Genomic DNA, 19172 nt, shown 5'->3' on the forward strand with positions numbered 1-19172 from the left:
GGTAGAAGCACGGAGCGATGGCGCGCTCCGTGCTTCTGCACGACACGCTTAACGAGGAATTGCCGCGATGCCCGATCGGGTTCTGATCTTCTACGGCTCCTATCGTTCCGACCGGCAAGGCATCCGCCTCGCCGAGTGGCTCGTCCGCGCCTTTGCCGAACGCGGTGCATCGGCCGAGCTCATCGACGCCAGGGCGGTCGACCTTCCCATGCTCGACCGCATGTACAAGGAACATCCCACCGGCGAGGCACCGCCGGCGCTGGAGGCACTCGCCGAAAAGATCAGGACGGCCGACGCCTTCGTCTTCGTGGCCGGCGAATATAATTGGGGCGTGCAGCCCGGGCTCAAGAACCTCACCGACCATTTCTTGGAGGAATGGTACTGGCGGCCGGCGGCGATCGTCAGCTATTCGGCCGGACGTTTCGCCGGTGCGCGTGCCGGCCTCGCATGGCACGGCATCCTGTCCGAAATGGGCATGGTGGTGGTGTCCAGTACGATCGCGGTGGGTGGGATCGGCCATGCCTTCGATGCGAGCGGAGAACCGGCGGGCGACGGTGGCGCCGCCCTCACCCGTGCCTTCCCGCGCTTCGCCGACGATCTCGGCTGGTGGACGCAGGCCGCCCGCGCCCAGCGTGAGAGGCGTGATCCGCCCTATTGATCCGGCCGATGTCCGCGCCTCTTCATCGCGGCTCCGGGCAACCGAACTCGTTCACCCCTTCGCTGCCGCTGCGGCCAGCTCCTCAAGGTCGAGATCGTGCTCGAGATCATGGAGCGTCTCGTCATCGATGCGGCCGGCACGGTGCAGGCGAACCAGCTCGGCGCGGCCGGCCGCGACCGCGGCGATGATGACGTCGAAATGGCTGGCGATCGCCACGTTTCGCTCCTCCGCCGTACCGTCGAACGCATCCGCCGCGGTTGCACGGGTCCGGTAGCGCCGCAGGAGCTGCGGGTGGATGACCGTGCCGTCGACCGCCACCGCCTCGCGCTCGACAAGCGCCAACTGCGCCTGGAACAGCATCATCTCGGCGGCGTGCAGATCGAGCGGCGGTCGCGCGCTGCCGTCGTCGTGCGGCTTCAGGGTCCGGATGACCCAGCCGAGCGAGGTGCCCTGCACCAGGACGGTAACGAGGATCACGACAAAGGCGGTGACGAGCATCAGATCCCGCGCCGGCATCGCCTCGGGCAGCGAGAGCGCGACCGCCAGCGTCACCACGCCGCGCATCCCGGCCCAGCTCATCACCACCGCCGCCCGCGTTCCGAGCGGTTGCTGTCGCGTCCACCCAATGCGGCGACCGGTGGCGACGCCGGCATCGACCGCGAAGATCCACAGGAACCGCGCGGCGACGACCGCCACGACGATGAGCAGCACGGGCCGCGCCATCGTGTCTATGACAATGTCGAGCCCGCCGACCCGGTCCAGCAGCCCCCGCAAGGACAGGCCGATGAGCAGGAACACGGTGGCTTCGAGGAGGAACACCAGCACCTGCCAGAATGCCATCGCCCGAATGCGCACGCGGGCGGTGAAGACGACATGCTGATACCAGCCGCAGACAAGGCCCGCGGTGACGACGGCAATGACGCCGGACACGTGCAGCAGTTCGCCCGCGATATAGGCGCTCCAGCAGACCAGCACGGTCGCTGCGATCATCAGCGTATCATCGCCGAGCCGGCGGAGCAGGATCACCCAGAGGCCGCCGATCGCCGCGCCGACCGCGATGCCGCCCGCCACCAGCACAAAGAACGTTCCGGTCGCCGCCCCCAGATGGAAGCTGCCGGTCAGCACCGCCGCCACCGCGAAACGGAACAGCACAAGACCCGCGGCATCGTTGAGCAGGCTTTCGCCCTCGAGCAGCGTGGTCAGCCTGCGCGGAAGCGTCACCCGCTGCAACACGGCACGCGCGGATACCCCATCGGGTGGCGACAGGATCGCGCCCAGCGCGACGCAGGCGGCCCAGGGCAGTTCCGGCATCAGCAGCCTGGTCACGATCGCCACAACCGCCGTGGTGAAGAAGACGGCGCCGACCGCCAGCGAGAGAATGCCGGCCATGTGCCGCCGGAATGGCGCGACCGCGGTGAACCACGCGCCGTCCATCAGCAGGGGCGGGAGAAACAGGACAAGGACCAGCTCCGGATCGATCGCGATCCCTTGCACGCCGGGCACGAAGGCGACGGCGCATCCGCCGACGATCAGCGCGGCTGCTGGTGGCAGCGACAGGCGCCGGGCCAGATAGTGAAGCCCCAGCACCACCAGGAACATCAGGATGATCAGCTCGAAATTCGCCGCTGGATGCACAAAGCCGCCCCTTTTCCTGCCCGCCCAGTGGTCCTGCAAGCTGTCCCGAACGGCGTCAATGCGATCGGGCAGCGTATCAGGTCGCGCCCGCATTCGGCCTGGGCCGTTCCCGGGCGATTGCCGTCGTCGCGTTCGCCGGGCTAGTGTCGAGGGGGATAGGGGACAGCGCTCATGGAAACGATCGGTCGTGACCTGCGGGAAATGCAGCGGGTTCCGCTACAGCCTGCGCATATTGCCGCGATCCGGGCCGCAGGTACGCGTAAGCACTATCCCAAGGGAATGATGCTCGCCGAGATCGGCGCGCCGGCCGACCGCTTCGTGTATGTCGAAGAGGGGGAGATCGAGGTCGTCAACCCGTTCACGGGCGATCGGCTGGTGCCGTCGACGCTGGGGCCCACCCAGTTCATGAGCGAAATCTCTCTGCTGTCCGGCGGCACCTGGTCGCTGCCGATGCGCGCCGCGAGCGACACGACCGTCGTCGAAGTCCCGCGATCCGCGATGCTTCGCCTGATGGCGGCCATACCGGAGATGTCGGACATCGTTATCACGGTGCTGGCCGCGCGCCGTCGGCGGCAGCTGGATGCCGGCGACGGCATGCTGGTTCTCGTTGGCGAAGACGAGGACAGAGCCGTCAGACGTGTGGCCGAGTTCGCAGCACGCAACCGCCTGCCCTACCGCTCCTACCCGCTCGGCAGCGCCGAGGCCGCGCATGTCGCCAGCAGTTGCGGAACCACGCCGCGCGAACCCGTCGTGGTGTTCGGCCGCGACGTGGTGGTGAGCGATCCAACGCCGGAAAAGGTGGCAAGGCTGCTCGGACTCGATCAGGACGTTCCCGAAGACGAGGCCTTCGACGTGCTCATCGTCGGGGCTGGCCCCGCCGGCGTGTCGGCTGGCGTCTATGCGGGAGCCGAAGGGTTGCGCGCGCTGGTAGTCGACGAGACCGCGATCGGCGGCCAGGCCGGCACGTCCAGCCGGATCGAGAATTATATGGGCTTTCCTACCGGCATTTCCGGCGCCGATCTCGTGTGGCGCGGCGAGGTGCAGGCGATGAGATTCGGCACACGCTTCGTCATGCCCCGGCGGATCGAGTCGCTGGACCAGCTCGACAATGGCGCCTTCTGTGCGACCTTCGCCAATGGTCGGCGCGTTCTCGCCGCCTCTGTCGTGGTTGCCACCGGTGTCCAGTACAGACGCCTGCCGATCGCACGCCTCGCCGAGTTCGAGGGCACGGGCATCTATTATGCAGCGACCGAGAATGAGGCCCGCTTCTGCCGGGATACGGAGGTGTTGGTCATCGGCGGCGGCAATTCGGCCGGGCAGGCGGCGATGTTCCTCAGCCGTACGGCGCGCCACGTTCGCCTGCTGGTGCGCGGCGATACCCTGGCCTCGTCCATGTCCAGCTATCTGTCGAGCAGGCTCGAGGCGGACCCCGCGATCACCATCGAATACGGCACCCATGCCGTCGAACTTCATGGCGGGGACAATCTGGAGGCGGTGACGATCCGCAACGAAGACGGCGACCGCACCGTGGCAAGCTGCGCCGTGTTCGTGATGGTCGGCGCGGCACCCAATACGGGCTGGCTCTCCGAACTGGTCGCTCTTGACGACAAGGGCTTCGTGCTCACCGGCGAAGCGGCTGGCGCGTTATCCCCTTTCGCCACGTCCTGCGCGGGCATCTATGCCGTCGGGGACGTCCGCGCCGGATCGGTGAAACGCGTCGCGTCCTCGGTAGGGGAAGGATCGGTCGTCATCTCCAATGTCTGGGAGCATGTGCGCGGCTTGGATCGTGCCTGAACGAAAGCCGCCTTCGCAGACCTGACCGACGGTTGGTCATTTGAAAGGCGCTCCAAGCTTTTCAACACTGGTCATTCGTGCCTACCCAGATCAAGCGCGGCAGCGCAGAAAACCCCGTGAGAGACGTGCGCAGCGGCAGACGTGCTGCAGTAATCAGAACGCGATCATCACCTTGCCCAGATGCCCTGCCGCGGCGAAATAGCGGACGGCGTCCGGTGCATCGTCGAAGGCGAACGTCCGGTCGACGACGGTTGTCATCCGGTTCGCCACCATCGCGTCGAGCAGATCGACGAACATCGCGCGGCTGCCATTGGCGATGCCGCGGATCGTCACGTTCTTCGTGATGAGCGACAGATAGTCGGGGATCGCCGGCCCCTCGCCCGGTGAAACGCCGATGACGATGATCCGCGCATTGATCGCCGCGGCTGCGATCGAGTTCCCCAGCGTATCGACGCCGCCGGTTTCGATCACGATGTCGGCGCCCTTTCCCTCGGTCTTTGCGATCACCTCGGCCGCCCAATCCGGCGACGTCCGGTAATTGACCGTGATGTCCGCGCCGAGGCTGCGTGCCGTTTCGAGTTTCGCGTCCTGCGACGACGTGATCGCCACCCGTGCGCCAAGGGTCTTGCCGATCTTGAGTGCCGCCAGCGCAACGCTACCGGTGCCGAGGCAGAGCACGGTGTCGCCTGCCCCGACCCGACAGACCTCGACCAGTGCATTCCAGGCGGTCAGGCCGGCGGAGGCGAGGCCTGCGACATCCGCATCGGCCAGCGCGTCGGGCACCCGGATCAGCGCAGCCGCGGGAAGAACGACCCTCTCTGCAAGCCAGCCGTCATGCGTGATGCCTATATCATGCGCAAAGACGTCCGGCCGGAACGGGCCGTCCAGCCAGGTCGCGAAATGACCGCAGACGACGCGATCGCCGACCGAGACCTCGGTCACGCCCGCACCGATCGCCACGACCTCGCCCACGCCTTCGGACATCGGAATGCGGGTTTCGGGCTGTCGGGCGCCGTAGGTGCCGCACAGCAGCTGAACGTCGCGGCTTATCAGGCCGACGAGACGCGGCGCTACCAGCGCTTCGCCGGGACCGGCGACCGGCGCGGGCCGGGTCGTGGCGACAAGTCCGCTGATGCCGTTCTGGGCACCGATGTGAAAGGCTTTCATCGCAATCTTCTCCTGATGGGCACGCACGATGGGCGCCTTATTCGAAGGCACGTTATTCGAAGGCACGGGGACCAGGCTTGAAGGCATGGCGGCGCGCGCGGACTGCGAGCGCCAGGGCAAGAAGGGTTGGCACCAGTACGGCCCAGGCGAGCGGTCCTGCTCCCGCATGGTCGAGGATCACCCCGCCGACGATCCCGCCCGTCGCGATCGCGCCGTTCCAGACCGTCGTGAGCATAGCATTGGCCAGGTCGACGCCCTCGCCCGCCGCATCAGCGAGCGCGGTCGACAGCTGTGTCGCTGCGCCGCCGAACGACAGTCCCCACAGGATCGTCGCCGCGATCGTCATCGCGGGGGTAGTCGCGAACAGCGCGAAGGCCAGCGAGACAACTGCGAACATCGTGAGGCTGACCAGCACGAGCGGACGCAGCGCGCGATCGATCAGCACGCCCGTCACCCAGATCCCGACCAGCGCGGCCAGTCCGAATCCGAGCAGCAACAGATCTAGCCTCTGCCGCACGCCCGACAAGGCGGCGACCGGCGCGATGTAGGTGTAGAGGATGTTGTGCCCGGTGATCCACGCAAACAGCGTGATCAGGACGGGACGAACGCCCGGCGTGCGAAACACGCTCGCGATCGACAGCCGCTGCTCGGCAGGCTGGCCGGCAAAGTCCGGGACGCGCCACAACACCCAGCCGATCAGGATGAGGGTAGTAATCGCCATTAGCCCGAATGCCATGCGCCAGCCAAGCGTCGTGCCCAGCATCGCCCCCAAGGGTACGCCGATCGAGAGTGCCAGCGGTGTACCGACCATCGCGATCGCGAGCGCCTTGCCGCGCAACGGCGGGGCGACCATCCGCCTGGCATAGCCCGCGATGATCCCCCATCCCAGTCCCGCCGCAACCCCGCCCATGAACCGCGCGACGAGCGTCAGCGCGTACGACGTGGACACCGCGGTCACGCAATTGAAGATCAGGAAGCCGACGATCGCGACGAGCAGGGTCGGCTTGCGGCGCCACCCTTGCGTGTACAGCGTCAGCGGGATCGCCGCGAGCAGCGACCCGACCGCATAGACGGTGATAGTCTGCCCCGCGAGCGACTCCGATACGTCGAGCCCGGCGGCCATGTGCGGCAACAGCCCGGCAGGGAGCGTTTCGGTGAGGATCGCGGTGAAGCCCGTCATTGCCAGCGCCAGCAACGCGGAGATCGGCAACGTCTCACTCGCGCCATCGTCGGTCTGACCGGATCTTGGAATCACGCAACACTCACTTCTGGATCGACTGTTCCAGTGCGTTCGGCCACGTGGCGTGGCTTGTCAACGAGTAATGGATTGATTAGTCCATAATCAGGAGCGGACATATATGGCACGGAGCGGACGACCGCGTGGTTTTGACAGGGCTGCAGCGCTGGACAGCGCGATGCATCTGTTCTGGGAACACGGATATGAGGGTGCGTCGCTGCTCACGCTGCGTGAGGCGATGGGCGACATCTCGTCGGCCAGTTTCTATGCGGCATTCGGGTCGAAGGAAGCGCTCTACCGCGAAACGCTTGCGCGCTATCTCGCCGTACATGGCGGCATCGTCGGCGCGCTCGACGACGAGACGCTATCGCCACGCTCACGGCTCGAACAGGCCTTGATCGCGTCGGTTGCGGTGCAAACCGATCCTGCCCATCCGAAGGGGTGCATGATGACGCTGTCATCGATCGTTTCGTCCGAGGCCGGCGCGCCGACCCGAGCGCTGACCCGTGCCGAGCGGGAGATCACCCGGCAGGCGTTGCAGCGGTGTATCGCCGCCGGCGTCACCGCCGGCGATCTCGATCCCGCCACGGACGTCGCGGGGCTCACCATGTTGTACGACGGGCTGGTGCTGGGGATCTCGATCCAAGCGCGGGACGGCGTTCCGACCGAGACGCTGCGGGCCGGCATTGGACACGCGATGGCGGCGTGGGATGCTCAAGGCAGACAGGAGCGTGAGAGCAAACTCCACTAATCTCGCCGAAAAAGAGACCGACTCGCAGGCATTCCGACCGCCCTACCGGCTTTCTGACTCCGGGATTCGTCACCTCGCCCTTAAGCTGACTCTAGCGACGTACGTCAGCATGTCGGGTAGCCTCAGGGCACAAAATCTCGTTATCGACCGCGCGACACTCCAGCCCTCAGACGCAAGATGGGAAATCACATGCGATTTGTTCAGATCGAAATACTGCCGCAGGGCAAGGCGCTGGTCGATATCGACAAGCTGACCCATGCAGTGCCCGAAGGGAACGGGTCACGCCTGTTCATCGGGGCGCAGCACCTCGACGTGCCCCATTCATTGGCTGAACTCGAGAACGTTCTGGCTGGTCGTGAGCGGACCGACGATGGCGCAAACAGCACCGCGGGGTTCGGTCGGCGATAGGCCGGCACGACTTCGGAAAATCATATCGTCTGCCCCATCAACCCTGGGCGCGGAGCCACGACGGCGAAAACGGATCGGCAGCCCCTTGGGTCGTTCGTAACTCTGCGTAGACCACGTCATGCGCCGTCCGCATCGACACAGTTTTACCCCGACACGGCGCGGCAAAACGCCGTTTGGCTCCGGCTGCTATGGCGGGTGGGGCGCGGAAGCCGTCGACGAACTCGTCAAGCGTGGAGCGGATCCCGAGACAATCGTGGTCATCGACGATCGGATGGTCGAGCTCGACGCCACTGAAGCATGTGCCCGACCATGATGCAGGGCGATGCGACCCGCAATGCCGCTGTGGAGGCAGCACTGGTCGCCCGTGCGCGTGCCCTGTTCGTTGCTGCGGGATGGGACGACACATCCGATCCCGATCGTCCTGAACCCCGCAAATTTCGCCGGCGTCCTGTTGGCAGGGTCGGACCCACTGCGCGCATATCGCGTCGTATCAACGGATTTCGCCGCGGCAGACGGACAGGTCGTCCTGCACGAACGAGCACTGACCGCGACAGAGGTGGGAATCGCACTGTCGGAAATCCGTGCCGGTCTCGGTCACCGTATCTACCGGAGCGATCGAAGCTTTGGATTCCGGGAGCCAGACACGCAGCGGCTCGAGACGGGGGATCTCATCGTCGAGGCCGTACGGCGCGGTCAGGCCAAACCGACCACTTGAGCGACTGCTTGCGGATACGGTCTGTTACGAATGGATCTGGATCCAATGTGCGCACTACGAAATCAGCGCATCTCCATCAGGCTTCGTCAGTCGAGATCGGCTTCCGTTCCGCCATCTGGACCGGCTTGCCTATCACGGGGCGGCCGGCTGGCCATCGGCGCGCGACACAGCGATCCTTTGCTATCCGGGCGATGGTCACCGCGTCGCCCTGATTGCCGCCAAGGACATGATAGGCCGTCGCGTCTTCGCCGACATAGAAACCGACATGCCCGCCACCAGGACGCTCGAACACCAGCACAGCTCCCGGCGCCAGACGCTCCGGCCGCAACGACAATCCCCATGTCGACCATGACGTCGCCCGCACCGCAATAGAGACCGGCTCGATACCATCGTCCTGCAGGCAATATGCGACGAACACGCCGCACCACGGGACGCTGTCGGCATTGTAGACCATGCCCAGCACCCGCGTTCCAAGCCGCTTTGCCCAACCCAGGATCGTCGCGCTGTTCGCTGATCCCGCAGCTTCCTTCGTGCCGAGCTTCGTGCGCGCCACTCTCAGCCACTTCGGATCCGTCACCATGATCCGCCCGCCCCTGGGGCCGAGATACGAACGCGTCCGCGATTACGCTCAAATGCGGTCATTACAGCATCCTCTCCACGATCGGCAGCATCGCTGTGACCACCGCAGCAATCGCCTTCGCATTGGGATGCACCCGGTCCGCCAGCACCATATCGGCATGTCCCAATACGCCCGGCGGAAAGAACGGCCAGACGGTCGCGCCGTGTTCGGCCGCCAACGCGGCATGAATGTCCAGATATGCAGCAGCCCGATCACGGATGAACATCGGGGGATCGACGGTCGTCAACAAAACGGGAATGCCACAACTGCCCAGGCTCAGCAGGACCTGCCCGAGCTGCGCTCGGGTGCGACCCACCGGCACCTGCCGCAGGACATCGTTCGGTCCCACCTGGACGATCGCAAGTGCGGGTCGCTGGTCGAGCGCGGAGAGCATTCGGGGCAAGCGTCGTAGGACATCAGCGGTGGTATCACCCGACACCCCGGCATTCACCACGCGGGCAGAAGGGCATGCCCGCCGCAGCGATGCCTGGAGCTGTCCGGGAAAGCTATCGTCGGCGGGCAGGCCGTAACCGGCAATCAGGCTGTCGCCGATTGCGAGTATCAAAGGTCGGTCGAGTGTCATGCGCCGCTTTGAGATAGTTCACCTTCGATGCAATGTAAGGCGTCCGGTCACCATCGCGCCGCCCCTTTGACGCTGGTGCTCCTTCGTCTGCAACGAGATACAGACGGCCGATACGCATTTCGGCGACCATCGAACCATCAGAAGTTCCAGACGACCTTTTGCAAACATCGTCGGCCTGGATGGGGTGATGGCCTGACGCCGGAACGGGGTCGTCGGCGCGGATGACGTGGTGTCGTACCTGCAACGTGGCACGGCGAACGATGAATATGCCCGAACTGCCCCGCCAGATGGCCGTCCCCAACGAAGCAGCTTTTGCATCATCAGCCGCCGCCGGAGCCCGTCTCACATTTGTCGTTATGAGCGGTTCGACGAGCCGGATGTATTTGGCTGCGTCAAGTCGAGCACTTCCAACCTTGCAGCGTCGCCTCGCCTTGCAATCAGGCTCCCCACTGGAACCTGGTACGTACCGCGTAAGGTGAACCGCTCGACACGGTACACACCCCGATCAGTGCTGCTGGTCGAAAAGCCGGTGTAGCGTCGTTCGGCAACCTGCTTGAGGAGGTACCCTGCCCATCCCGTCGAACGCGAGCCGCGCAAGATTTCGGGTTCGTCCGTCTTGCCGTCGGGTCGGATCCAGAAGCCGATGTCGACCCATTTGATCGGATCGACATCGGACGATCTCGCGGGAAGCGGATTGCGCAAGTCGAACTTGCGCGCTTCGTCTTGCGCAGCCGCCAGCGCCGTAGGTCGATAAGGCGGCGCCCATACCAGCTCAGGGCGGGTCGAGCCATCGCGGCCGATCGCACGCACCAGCTGGTCAATCTGCGCGTTGTCCTTTTGCCCCGCCGCCAAGCGCAACCGGACAACTTGCAGCAGGTTGCGAAGCTTTGGATCCGCCGCGATCGGCCGGGCTTCTGCTTCGGCCATAAGCCTGGCCGCACCGGCCGTGTCGCCCCGTGCGTTGGCCAGTCTGACGCGGCGCAACGTCGCCTGCAGGGCGAGCACCGCGTTTCCGTCCGCTAACGCCTGACGCTCCACCGCCTTGTACGAAATCTCGGCACTACGCCCCTTGCGCATCGCGAGCCACATATCGCCGGTCGCAAATGCGGCTGCAACGACGGCCGGGTCATTGGCCGGCAGATTGTCGCGCAGCGTGCGAACCTGCTCACCGACCGCGCTCTTGAACGCATCCAGATCACCGTCGTGCAAAGAGACGGTCGCATACGCTTCATACAATGCGGACACCGGTTTCGGGTCGGTCGCAGCGTGACGCTTGTTGCGAGATATGGCGCGCATAAGCGTGTGACGCGCCTTGAGGTACGCACCATCCCGGAATTGCTGCTCGGCAAAGGCGATCGAGGCTTGTGCATCTCGCAACGGCGGACAGCCCTGCTCGACGCAGGCTGCATACGCTTCCGAAAGCTGCCTGCCAGAAATTACGATATCGGGGGCGGCTGCCTGCAGCGACAATGCGAGGAATAAAGCAATCATCACCAAGCCTCCACTTCGAGTCACACCTTGCACCGCTGCAAGCCTGACCTCGCATCAGCGACTGTATTGCGAAACTTTTATCTTTGCAGCAGTGAATGACTGATCAGGAGAGGAATGCCGACTCTCTCGATAGATGAGCGGTAAGCCGGGTGGACGTTTTCAGAACGTGGAGTGTTAACTGCGCCACCGCATCCGCCTCCCTATGACTTCAGCGACGCCGCCCTGACGAGGGGCATTCGCCCAACCACGTACGGGGCAGGACGTTGATCGCGGCACGCGATGGTATTCTGCAGGCGGCTCTCTGGCGTCTTCCTACGGGGATATTCCCGCCTTGTTGGGCTCGAGCATTGCGAGAATCTGGTTCTTGCAGATGTTGAGATCGAAGACGACCGTTTGCCGGCTGGGATCGTCGCCTGCGGCGGCGGTTGTCAGTTGAAGCCCCTTATATTCGCAAGGCCCCGTCCAATATGTCGATTTTGAATGGGTCGTGTCGTCCCCAACGGAATTGTTGGCCCTCTCATTGAAGTTGAGGATCTCGTAGCGCCCGGGGTCATGGCGCAATTTCGTCACGACCCGCGGGTCGTACGGAAACTCGTTCACGTGCCGTCGTGATCGACTTGGGTCCCGCAGGCTTATGATCTTTCGGTTCGAACAATTGACCAGGAGCAAGACCCCCATCTCGTTCTTTTGCTTCGGCGCTGGCAGCGCCAGAAGACCAATAGCGTCATCGGCAATCGAGGGTGCGCGCAGTTCACATATCGATTCCCGCACGCTCCTGACGACGTTGCCGGATTCGAGCGGGTTGGAAGCGACGGCCACCGCCTCGGAAAACATAAGAGCAACGGCAAACATCTTTGTCTCCGTTATTGAGCTGCCGGTTGATATTAGCACTAGTGCTTATCAACAGCCAAGTCCGTTCAGCAGGGATAGTGTATGTTGGACGGCTAGCAAATCTTGGCGGTTCCCACTGAGCCGGTTTACCGGAGCAGGAGCCCGCTGTTGGACAGCCCGCCTTTGGCACTGACATCCGCCGGGTTAGTCCGCTTTCAAGAAATACTCTCTCGATAGACCTTTTCGGAAGTTACCGCTGGAAACGAACGATCAGACGTCATCGGGCTGAGCGAATGTCCGCTCTCGGGCGTATGAATTGCCACGGGGGTGTCCGATTGGGCATCCAAAGTGGATGGCTGGGATGCGCTGCGCCCTCGCCCTCATCGAAAACAGTCGGCAGTCTCCAAAAACCGGCATGTCGGAAGTTCGTGCTGTTGCCGCCTAACATATCCTCTATGCTGGATTTATGGATAATGATTCGGCTATCGTTGCGTTTGGCGCGCTCGCTCAGGGCACAAGGCTCGACGTGTTCCGGCTGCTGGTGCGCCACGAACCGGACGGAATGGCCGCGGGCGAAATCGCCCGCCGGCTCGACGTGCCGCAGAACACCATGTCCGCGCATCTCGGCATCCTAGCGCGCGCCGGCATCGTCCGCTCCGAGCGACAGAGCCGGTCGATCATCTACCGCGCCGATCTGGACGGCCTGCGCGCACTCACGCTCTTCCTGGTCAAGGACTGCTGCGCCGGCTCGCCCGAGCTGTGCGTGCCGCTTTTGGCCGAACTCACCCCCTGCTGCTGAAAGGACGCGTCATGGCCGTCGACATCGTGATCTACCACAACCCCGCCTGCGGCACGTCGCGCAACACGCTGGCGATGATCCGTAATGCCGGCATCGAGCCGCACGTCATCGAATATCTGAAAACCCCGCCCTCGCGCGCTTTGCTGGTCCAGCTGATTGACCGCGCCGGTATGACGCCTCGCGAACTGCTGCGCGAGAAGGGGACGCCCTATGCGGAGTTGGGGCTTGGCGATGAGGCGCTGACGGACGACGCACTGGTGGACGCGATGATGGCGCATCCGATCCTCATCAACCGGCCACTGGTCGTCTCGCCGCTCGGCGTGCAGCTGTGCCGACCTTCCGAAGCCGTCCTCGGTCTGCTTCCCGAGCCGCAACTGGGTGCCTTTGCCAAGGAAGACGGCGAAGCGGTGGTGGACGCCTTGGGTCAGCGCGTCGCTTGATGCTGCTCGCGCTGGCCATCTTCGTCGCCACGATCACGCTCGTCATCTGGCAGCCCAAGGGCCTCGGCATCGGGTGGAGCGCGCTCGGTGGGGCGGTCGTGGCGCTGCTCGTCGGGGTGGTCTCGCTTTCCGACGTCCCGGTGGTGTGGGGTATCGTCTGGAACGCGACCGCGACGTTCGTCGCCATCATCATCGTCAGCCTGCTGTTGGACGAGGCCGGTTTCTTCGAATGGGCGGCGCTGCACGTCGCGCGCTGGGCGGGAGGACATGGCCATAGGCTATTCGTCCTGATTGTCCTTCTCGGCGCGGCCGTGTCGGCGCTGTTCGCGAACGACGGCGCGGCGCTGATCCTGACCCCGATCGTCATCGCAATGCTGCGGGCGCTGGGCTACCGCGACAGGGCGACGCTGGCGTTCGTCATGGCGGCCGGTTTCGTCGCCGACACGGCAAGCCTGCCGCTGATCGTCTCCAACCTGGTCAACATCGTGTCGGCCGACTTCTTCGGCATCGGGTTCGCCGACTATGCGTCGGTGATGGTGCCGGTCGACCTCGCGTCGATCGGTGCGACGCTGATCGTGCTGCTGCTGTACTTCCGCCGTGACGTCCCAGCAAACTGCGACGTGGCGCAGCTCCGCGCGCCGGCCGACGCCGTCCGCGATCGGGCGACATTCCGGGCCGGTTGGGTCGTCCTTGCGGCCCTTCTGGCGGGCTTTTTCCTTCTCGAACCTGTCGGCATACCGGTCAGTGCAGTCGCCGCTGCCGGCGCGGTGCTGCTGCTCGTCGTCGCCGGGCGCGGCCGCGTCATCGAGACGCGCAAGGTGCTGCGCGGCGCGCCGTGGCAGGTCGTGATCTTCTCGCTCGGCATGTACCTTGTCGTCTACGGCCTGCGGAACGCCGGCCTGACCGACCACCTCGCCGGTCTGCTCGACCGCACCGCCCAGGGCGGTGTGTGGGGCGCGGCGTTCGGCACCGGCATCATCGCCGCGCTGCTGTCGTCGGTCATGAACAACATGCCGACCGTGCTCGTCGGCGCGCTGTCGATCGACGCGACCCACGCCACGGGTGCGATCAAGGACGCCATGATCTACGCCAACGTGATCGGCTGCGACCTTGGCCCCAAGATCACGCCGATCGGCTCGCTCGCGACGTTGCTGTGGCTGCACGTGCTCGAGCAGAAGGGCATCCGCATCGGCTGGGGCTATTATTTCAGGATCGGCGCGACCTTAACGATCCCGGTGCTGCTGGTAACGCTCGCCGCGCTCGCCCTGCGGCTCGGTGCCGCCTGATGCCGTGGAATCGAACCAATGACAGGACATACCCCTGATGCCCCTGCGCACGCTTTCCGACCCCGACCAGCTGCCCGCACTCGATCGACGCTACACGCTCGACCGGCCCGCCATCGGACTGGGTGCGGGAGACCCGCCCCCGCGCATCCTGCTGCTCTACGGCTCGCTGCGCGAGCGGTCATATTCCCGACTTTGCGTCGAGGAGGCCGCGCGCCTGCTACGGTTCTTCGGAGCCGAGACGCGCATATTTGATCCCTCGACCCTGCCGCTGCCCGATCAGATGGCTGGCGACGACCATCCGGCGGTCCATGAACTGCGCGAGCTGTCGCTGTGGTCCGAGGGGCATGTCTGGTGCAGCCCCGAGCGACACGGCCAGATCACCGGCATCATGAAGCTGCAGGTGGATCACCTGCCGCTGTCGATGGGCGGGATGCGACCGACGCAGGGCCGGACGCTCGCCGTCATGCAGGTGTCGGCCGGATCGCAGTCGTTCAACAGCGTGAACACGCTGCGCCTCCTCGGCCGCTGGATGCGGATGGTGACGATTCCGAACCAGTCGAGCGTCGCCAAGGCGTTCGAAAAGTTTGACGACGCCGGCCGGATGAAGCCGTCCAGCTACTATGATCGCATCGTCGACGTGATGGAGGAGATGGTCCGCTTCACGGTCCTGCTCCGCCCTCACGCGGCCCAGCTCGTCGACCGGTATTCGGAACGGAAGGCTTCCGGCGTGCCGATCGATCCGACAACCGATCTGTCGAGCATCGCTACGGTTTCGCATCCATCGCAGTGAACGAATGCCAAATTTGGGCAGGCACGTTCCAGCGCTCCGGCTTTGACCACAGCTGATTCCACCATCTATCTATGGGGCGAGTTGGTCTTCGTGTTCGCACCATGCGCTGGCATAATAACGACGACAGCGCCAAAAATTTCGCTTCGGGGCTGTCGTAGGGTTTGGTTGCGGGGACAGGATTTGACCGCTGCAGAACTTGGTTCGTCTGACTGGCTCAGCAATCATCAACAGCCAAGATGCCAAAACTGAGCATTAGGGCCCAACCTCGTTCCGGGCCGGAATGCCAAGACGGTGGAAAGTGCCACATTTAATAATAATTTGGCAGCGGACTTATTGTACCGGGTGGCGACGCAATTAGGGTTCTTTAAACGATATAAGTTGATCTCAGTGATTTTCCGACCGAGCCAGTCGACATTAATGCTTAGCGAGCTTGGCTGATTTTTGCCGATCATCGACAGCGTTTGAATTCGCCGACTTTTAAATGGCGCTCCCGAGATGAAGGCTCAGACACCTCTTAGTTCTTTCATGGTACGGTCAAGCCGGTCGAGCTTCCATACTACGAGAATGCCGCCGGTTCGCGCATAGGAAAGTGCGTCGACGGGCGGCTTACGGAGCGGTTTATTGCAATGGCAGACATAGCGGGACGCGGTCTTTTTCCAAAGACGATGGTATTTCTGGAAAGTTAAGCCTGTAAGCCGATGTCGCCTTCAGGGCTCTTCTGCCGCATGTTCCCGATCAAACATCTCTCGTGATGCGCGAAAGCTGTCGACGTTCTCGACGATCCACGTCCACAGGGGGACCATCATGACCAGTAGCTTCAATCCGGTTTCGGATAGAGCATATTCTACATGAGGAACCACCTCCTCGAAGTCGTGACGCACCACCAATCCATCGCGCTCCAGATGGCGCAGCGTGCGCGTCAACATCCGCTGCGTAATACCGTGCATCCGTCGGCCGATTTCCGCGTGGCGAAGCTGGCCGTACACGCCGAGCGTATGGATGACACCAAGCGACCAGCGGTTACCGGCATGGGCCAACACCTCACGGCGCACCCCGTCGTCATCGTCCCGGAGGCCATCGCAAACCGTTTGCGAATATCGGAGGATGTCCTCCTCGGTTAGAGATTGAACGGCAGTATCACGCATGTACCCGTCTTTCACGCTTGCCCGTGTCTTGCCAGATCACCGGCATCCACGGTGAAACGAGTTAGAACGATGAACGATACAGTCTCCAATGTGAAATCACGCAATATCCTCGTTCTGGGTGCCGGCGAGCTTGGCATGCCCGTGCTTCGCAATCTGGCGCGTCACGCCAAGGGCATCGACGGTGCCAGGATCAGTGTCCTTCTCCGCGAGAGTGCCGTGGAGTCGGGCGATCCCTCCAAGCAGCGTGACATCGCCGAAATCCGCAAAGCCGGGATCGAGATCGTGCTCGGCGACCTGGTGAACGACACGATCGAGGAGCTGGCATCGCTCTTTTCGGACTACGATACGGTGATCGGCTGTGCAGGCTACGCAGCCGGGATCAACACGCCGATGAAGCTCGCCAAGGCGGCGCTGCAATCCGGGATTCCGCGCTATTTCCCCTGGCAGTTCGGCGTCGACTTCGAGGCGATCGGCCGCGGCGGGCCGCAGGATATCTTCGATGCGCAGCTCGATGTGCGTGCGCTGCTGCGCTCGCAGGAGAGGACCGAGTGGGTCATTATCTCCACGGGCATGTTCATGAGCTACCTGTTCGAGCCGGACTTTGGTGTCGTCGATCTGGAGAAGAGCGAGGTTCACGCGCTCGGCAGCCTCGATACCGCTGTGACGCTGACGACGCCGGATGACATCGGTGTGCTCACTGCCGAGATCGTGTTCTTCGAGCCGACGATCCGCAACGAGATCGTCTTCCTGGCCGGTGACACCGTCAGTTATGGTGAGGTCGCAGACAAGTTGGAGGTGGCACTGGGCCGGGCCTTCAAGCGTTCGGTCTGGACCGTGCCTTTCCTGATGGAAGAGCTAGCGAACGATCCGAAAAACATGATGCGTAAGTACCGCGCCGCCTTCGCGATCGGTCGCGGTGTGTCCTGGCCGAAGGCAGGCACGTTCAATGATCGGCAGGGTTTTCCGGTCACCGACGTTGCGGCCCTGATCAATGCCGATCTGCGAGGGGCGCAACAAGAAAAGTGACGCAGGCGGGGTGACTGTAGAGACCTTCCCAAAGACGAACTTAGAGTGGGACAGCCGCCCCGGCGATCACGCAGACAGCTTAGGGCAGCTTACGTCCCAAGATCCGTTCCCGATTGGCCTTTCCCAAGATGGCCAATCGGAGACGGAGAAATGGGAAAGATCGCGCTGAACGAATAGCCGTTATTTGGCGCCCGGATCGCCAGCCTAAAAGTCCCGAAGTGGGCGAAACTGTTGGGCATCGCAGGGCTGCCCAGACCAACATTCGGTCATCCCGATGCGGCTTTTGCCGTTCCAACTTCCGATATCCGTCCATGTTCGCCGCTGACTTGAGCTTTCAATCATGCCCGCGGTACGGAGCAGCTTGCGCGGGCAAGCGACGTACATCTGGTGCAATGATCTCCCTTGACCCGCTCCTCAGAATTCATCCGATTGGCAAGTTATCTCGTCAGATGGAGGGGAGTGATGCGGGATGGCCGATCTTCCGAGAATCAGATCATTGGCGTCCTGCGCGAGCGTAAGGCTGAGGCAAAGACCTCGCCCGGAGGGCGGCGATATCAGCCAGTCGAACTGTAGCTAAGCCAATCGTGGCGATTTACGATTGCAGGTACGAGCATTACCGCCGACGGACTGATTTACAGGTAGTTGGAGGGAAAAGCGCTGACATTGGATCTCCGACCGAGCGCGTTGATCAAGGCGAATGCGGATAGCCTGCGCCAGACGGTCCGCGTGATCGTCGCTACTGCAGCAGCGTTTGCGGCGTACAAGACGCTCGGTCTGCACGAAGGCTATTGGGCGGTGTTCACCGTGCTGATCGTGATGCAGGCATCGATCGGGGGAACGCTCGGCGCAGCGACCGATCGGTTGCTGGGAACCTTGCTGGGCGCGGTGCTGGGCGGCATCGGCGCGGCTCTCGGGCGAACCGATACGCTCGAACTCGGGCTGGTGCTCGTCACCGTTACCGGCATCGCGGCGCTCGTCGCGTCGATCCGACCGCGGCTGCGGATCGCGCCGGTCACTGCGGCAATCATGCTGCTCAGCGCGCCGCCGGGCTCTTCGGTGGAGATCTTCGTCCGGGATCGCATCATCGAGATTGGCCTGGGCGGCATGATCGGTGTGCTGGCGGCGATGCTGATCCTGCCGGCACGCTCGCACGGCGTGGTGATCGCGCGGACGCTTGCCGTGCTGAGCCATATCGAACGGATGCTGCGGGCGCAGGCCGACGCGTTGACCACCGGGCTGGCGCTGCCATCGTCCCCCGAACACGCCGCGCTGCGTCATGCGCTGGCCGCGGTGGAGCTGGCGATGAAGGACGCCGACCGCGAACGCGCCTCGCGCCTCGCCGATCACGGTATCCCCGCCGCCGTACCGCGCACGCTCTGGCGTATCCGCAACGATTTGGTGCTGAGCGGTCGCGCACTCGACGAGCCGCTGCCCCCGGCGGCGATGGCAGCGCTCGCCAAGCCATCGGCGGCGATGCTGACCGCGCATGCCGCGCTGGCGAGCCGGTGTTCGGAGGCGCTGCGTACGCGGGGCAAGGTTGATCGGGGCGACGTCGAAGCCTGTTATCGGATGTTCGGTACCGCGCTCGATCTGTTCCGACGGAGCGAGGCCGCGGCGACCCTGGATTTCGACGCATCGGGCCGCGTATTCGGGCTCGCCTTCGCCGCGGGACGGCTTCACCGCGACCTGCTCGACCTTGCCGGTCGCGTCGACGAAATCGCCCCGACCAAGGTGCTCGCTGCCGAACAAAGCTGACCGCGCGACTTTGCCGCTGGCGACGCGCGCGGTACGGGCGGC

The 19172-nt window shown here is 64.0% G+C and carries 18 protein-coding genes; 10 read left to right on the top strand and 8 right to left on the bottom strand.

The window, feature by feature from the left end; genetic code table 11:
* Positions 1–67 precede the first annotated feature (67 nt).
* Positions 68–658 (top strand): NADPH-dependent FMN reductase, encoded by a 591-nt coding sequence (locus tag IFS44_RS17660; protein WP_192099442.1) that lies wholly within the window; start codon positions 68–70, stop codon positions 656–658.
* Positions 659–709: 51 nt separating this feature from the next.
* Here the strand turns inward: IFS44_RS17660 and IFS44_RS17665 are convergent, their stop codons facing one another.
* Positions 710–2293: a Na+/H+ antiporter gene (locus IFS44_RS17665; protein WP_342366475.1), complete on the bottom strand. Its 1584-nt coding sequence runs from the start codon at positions 2291–2293 to the stop codon at positions 710–712.
* A gap of 171 nt (positions 2294–2464) precedes the next feature.
* Here IFS44_RS17665 and IFS44_RS17670 point away from each other — a divergent pair, with 171 nt between their 5' ends.
* Positions 2465–4087, top strand: a complete 1623-nt coding sequence (locus tag IFS44_RS17670; RefSeq protein ID WP_192099444.1) for an FAD-dependent oxidoreductase — start codon at positions 2465–2467, stop codon at positions 4085–4087.
* A 153-nt stretch (positions 4088–4240) separates the two neighbouring features.
* Here IFS44_RS17670 and IFS44_RS17675 read toward each other — a convergent pair whose 3' ends face one another.
* Positions 4241–5254, bottom strand: a complete 1014-nt coding sequence (locus IFS44_RS17675) for a zinc-dependent alcohol dehydrogenase family protein (protein ID WP_192099445.1) — start codon at positions 5252–5254, stop codon at positions 4241–4243.
* Between the two features lie 52 nt (positions 5255–5306).
* Complete coding sequence (locus IFS44_RS17680; protein WP_342366476.1) at positions 5307–6509, bottom strand: MFS transporter; 1203 nt, start codon at positions 6507–6509, stop codon at positions 5307–5309.
* Between the two features lie 160 nt (positions 6510–6669).
* On the opposite strand from IFS44_RS17680, the gene IFS44_RS17685 reads away from it, so the two are divergent.
* On the top strand, positions 6670–7242 hold the full coding sequence (locus IFS44_RS17685) for a TetR/AcrR family transcriptional regulator (RefSeq protein WP_244650410.1): 573 nt from the start codon (positions 6670–6672) through the stop codon (positions 7240–7242).
* Positions 7243–7419: 177 nt separating this feature from the next.
* On the top strand, positions 7420–7650 hold the full coding sequence (locus tag IFS44_RS17690) for a hypothetical protein (RefSeq protein WP_206757862.1): 231 nt from the start codon (positions 7420–7422) through the stop codon (positions 7648–7650).
* A gap of 791 nt (positions 7651–8441) precedes the next feature.
* Here the strand turns inward: IFS44_RS17690 and IFS44_RS17695 are convergent.
* From IFS44_RS17695 to IFS44_RS17710, 4 genes are all read right to left on the bottom strand, one after another.
* Positions 8442–8945, bottom strand: coding sequence for a TIGR02594 family protein (locus IFS44_RS17695; protein WP_192099447.1), 504 nt, complete (start codon positions 8943–8945; stop codon positions 8442–8444).
* Between the two features lie 61 nt (positions 8946–9006).
* Positions 9007–9567 (bottom strand): GDSL-type esterase/lipase family protein, encoded by a 561-nt coding sequence (locus tag IFS44_RS17700; protein WP_192099448.1) that lies wholly within the window; start codon positions 9565–9567, stop codon positions 9007–9009.
* Positions 9568–9921: 354 nt separating this feature from the next.
* Entirely contained in the window at positions 9922–11058 is a 1137-nt protein-coding gene (locus tag IFS44_RS17705; protein ID WP_166747259.1) for a hypothetical protein, read from the bottom strand.
* A gap of 312 nt (positions 11059–11370) precedes the next feature.
* Positions 11371–11910, bottom strand: coding sequence for a hypothetical protein (locus tag IFS44_RS17710; protein WP_192099449.1), 540 nt, complete (start codon positions 11908–11910; stop codon positions 11371–11373).
* Positions 11911–12355: 445 nt separating this feature from the next.
* On the opposite strand from IFS44_RS17710, the gene IFS44_RS17715 reads away from it, so the two are divergent.
* From IFS44_RS17715 to arsH, 4 genes are read left to right on the top strand one after another with little or no spacing between them, the layout of a single operon-like run.
* Positions 12356–12688 (top strand): ArsR/SmtB family transcription factor, encoded by a 333-nt coding sequence (locus IFS44_RS17715; RefSeq protein WP_031395703.1) that lies wholly within the window; start codon positions 12356–12358, stop codon positions 12686–12688.
* An 11-nt stretch (positions 12689–12699) separates the two neighbouring features.
* Positions 12700–13128 carry an arsenate reductase (glutaredoxin) gene (gene arsC, locus IFS44_RS17720; RefSeq protein ID WP_031441424.1) on the top strand — a complete coding sequence of 143 codons (429 nt, stop codon included), beginning with the start codon at positions 12700–12702 and terminating at the stop codon, positions 13126–13128.
* Positions 13128–14414: an arsenic transporter gene (locus IFS44_RS17725; RefSeq protein WP_192099450.1), complete on the top strand. Its 1287-nt coding sequence runs from the start codon at positions 13128–13130 to the stop codon at positions 14412–14414. The genes arsC and IFS44_RS17725 overlap by 1 nt, the downstream gene beginning before the upstream one ends.
* Before the next feature lie 37 nt (positions 14415–14451).
* Positions 14452–15204, top strand: a complete 753-nt coding sequence (gene arsH / locus IFS44_RS17730; protein WP_192099451.1) for an arsenical resistance protein ArsH — start codon at positions 14452–14454, stop codon at positions 15202–15204.
* A 707-nt stretch (positions 15205–15911) separates the two neighbouring features.
* Here the strand turns inward: arsH and IFS44_RS17735 are convergent.
* Complete coding sequence (locus IFS44_RS17735) at positions 15912–16349, bottom strand: winged helix-turn-helix transcriptional regulator (RefSeq protein ID WP_192099452.1); 438 nt, start codon at positions 16347–16349, stop codon at positions 15912–15914.
* A gap of 69 nt (positions 16350–16418) precedes the next feature.
* On the opposite strand from IFS44_RS17735, the gene IFS44_RS17740 reads away from it, so the two are divergent.
* Entirely contained in the window at positions 16419–17375 is a 957-nt protein-coding gene (locus IFS44_RS17740) for an aromatic alcohol reductase (protein WP_192099453.1), read from the top strand.
* A gap of 684 nt (positions 17376–18059) precedes the next feature.
* A complete protein-coding gene (locus IFS44_RS17745; protein WP_206757863.1) occupies positions 18060–19130 on the top strand; it encodes an FUSC family protein in 1071 nt (356 codons plus the stop codon).
* The last annotated feature ends 42 nt before the right edge of the window (positions 19131–19172 follow it).

Source organism: Sphingomonas sp. CFBP 13706, assembly GCF_014842355.1.
In the GTDB taxonomy this organism is placed as follows: Bacteria; Pseudomonadota; Alphaproteobacteria; order Sphingomonadales; family Sphingomonadaceae; genus Sphingomonas; species Sphingomonas aerolata.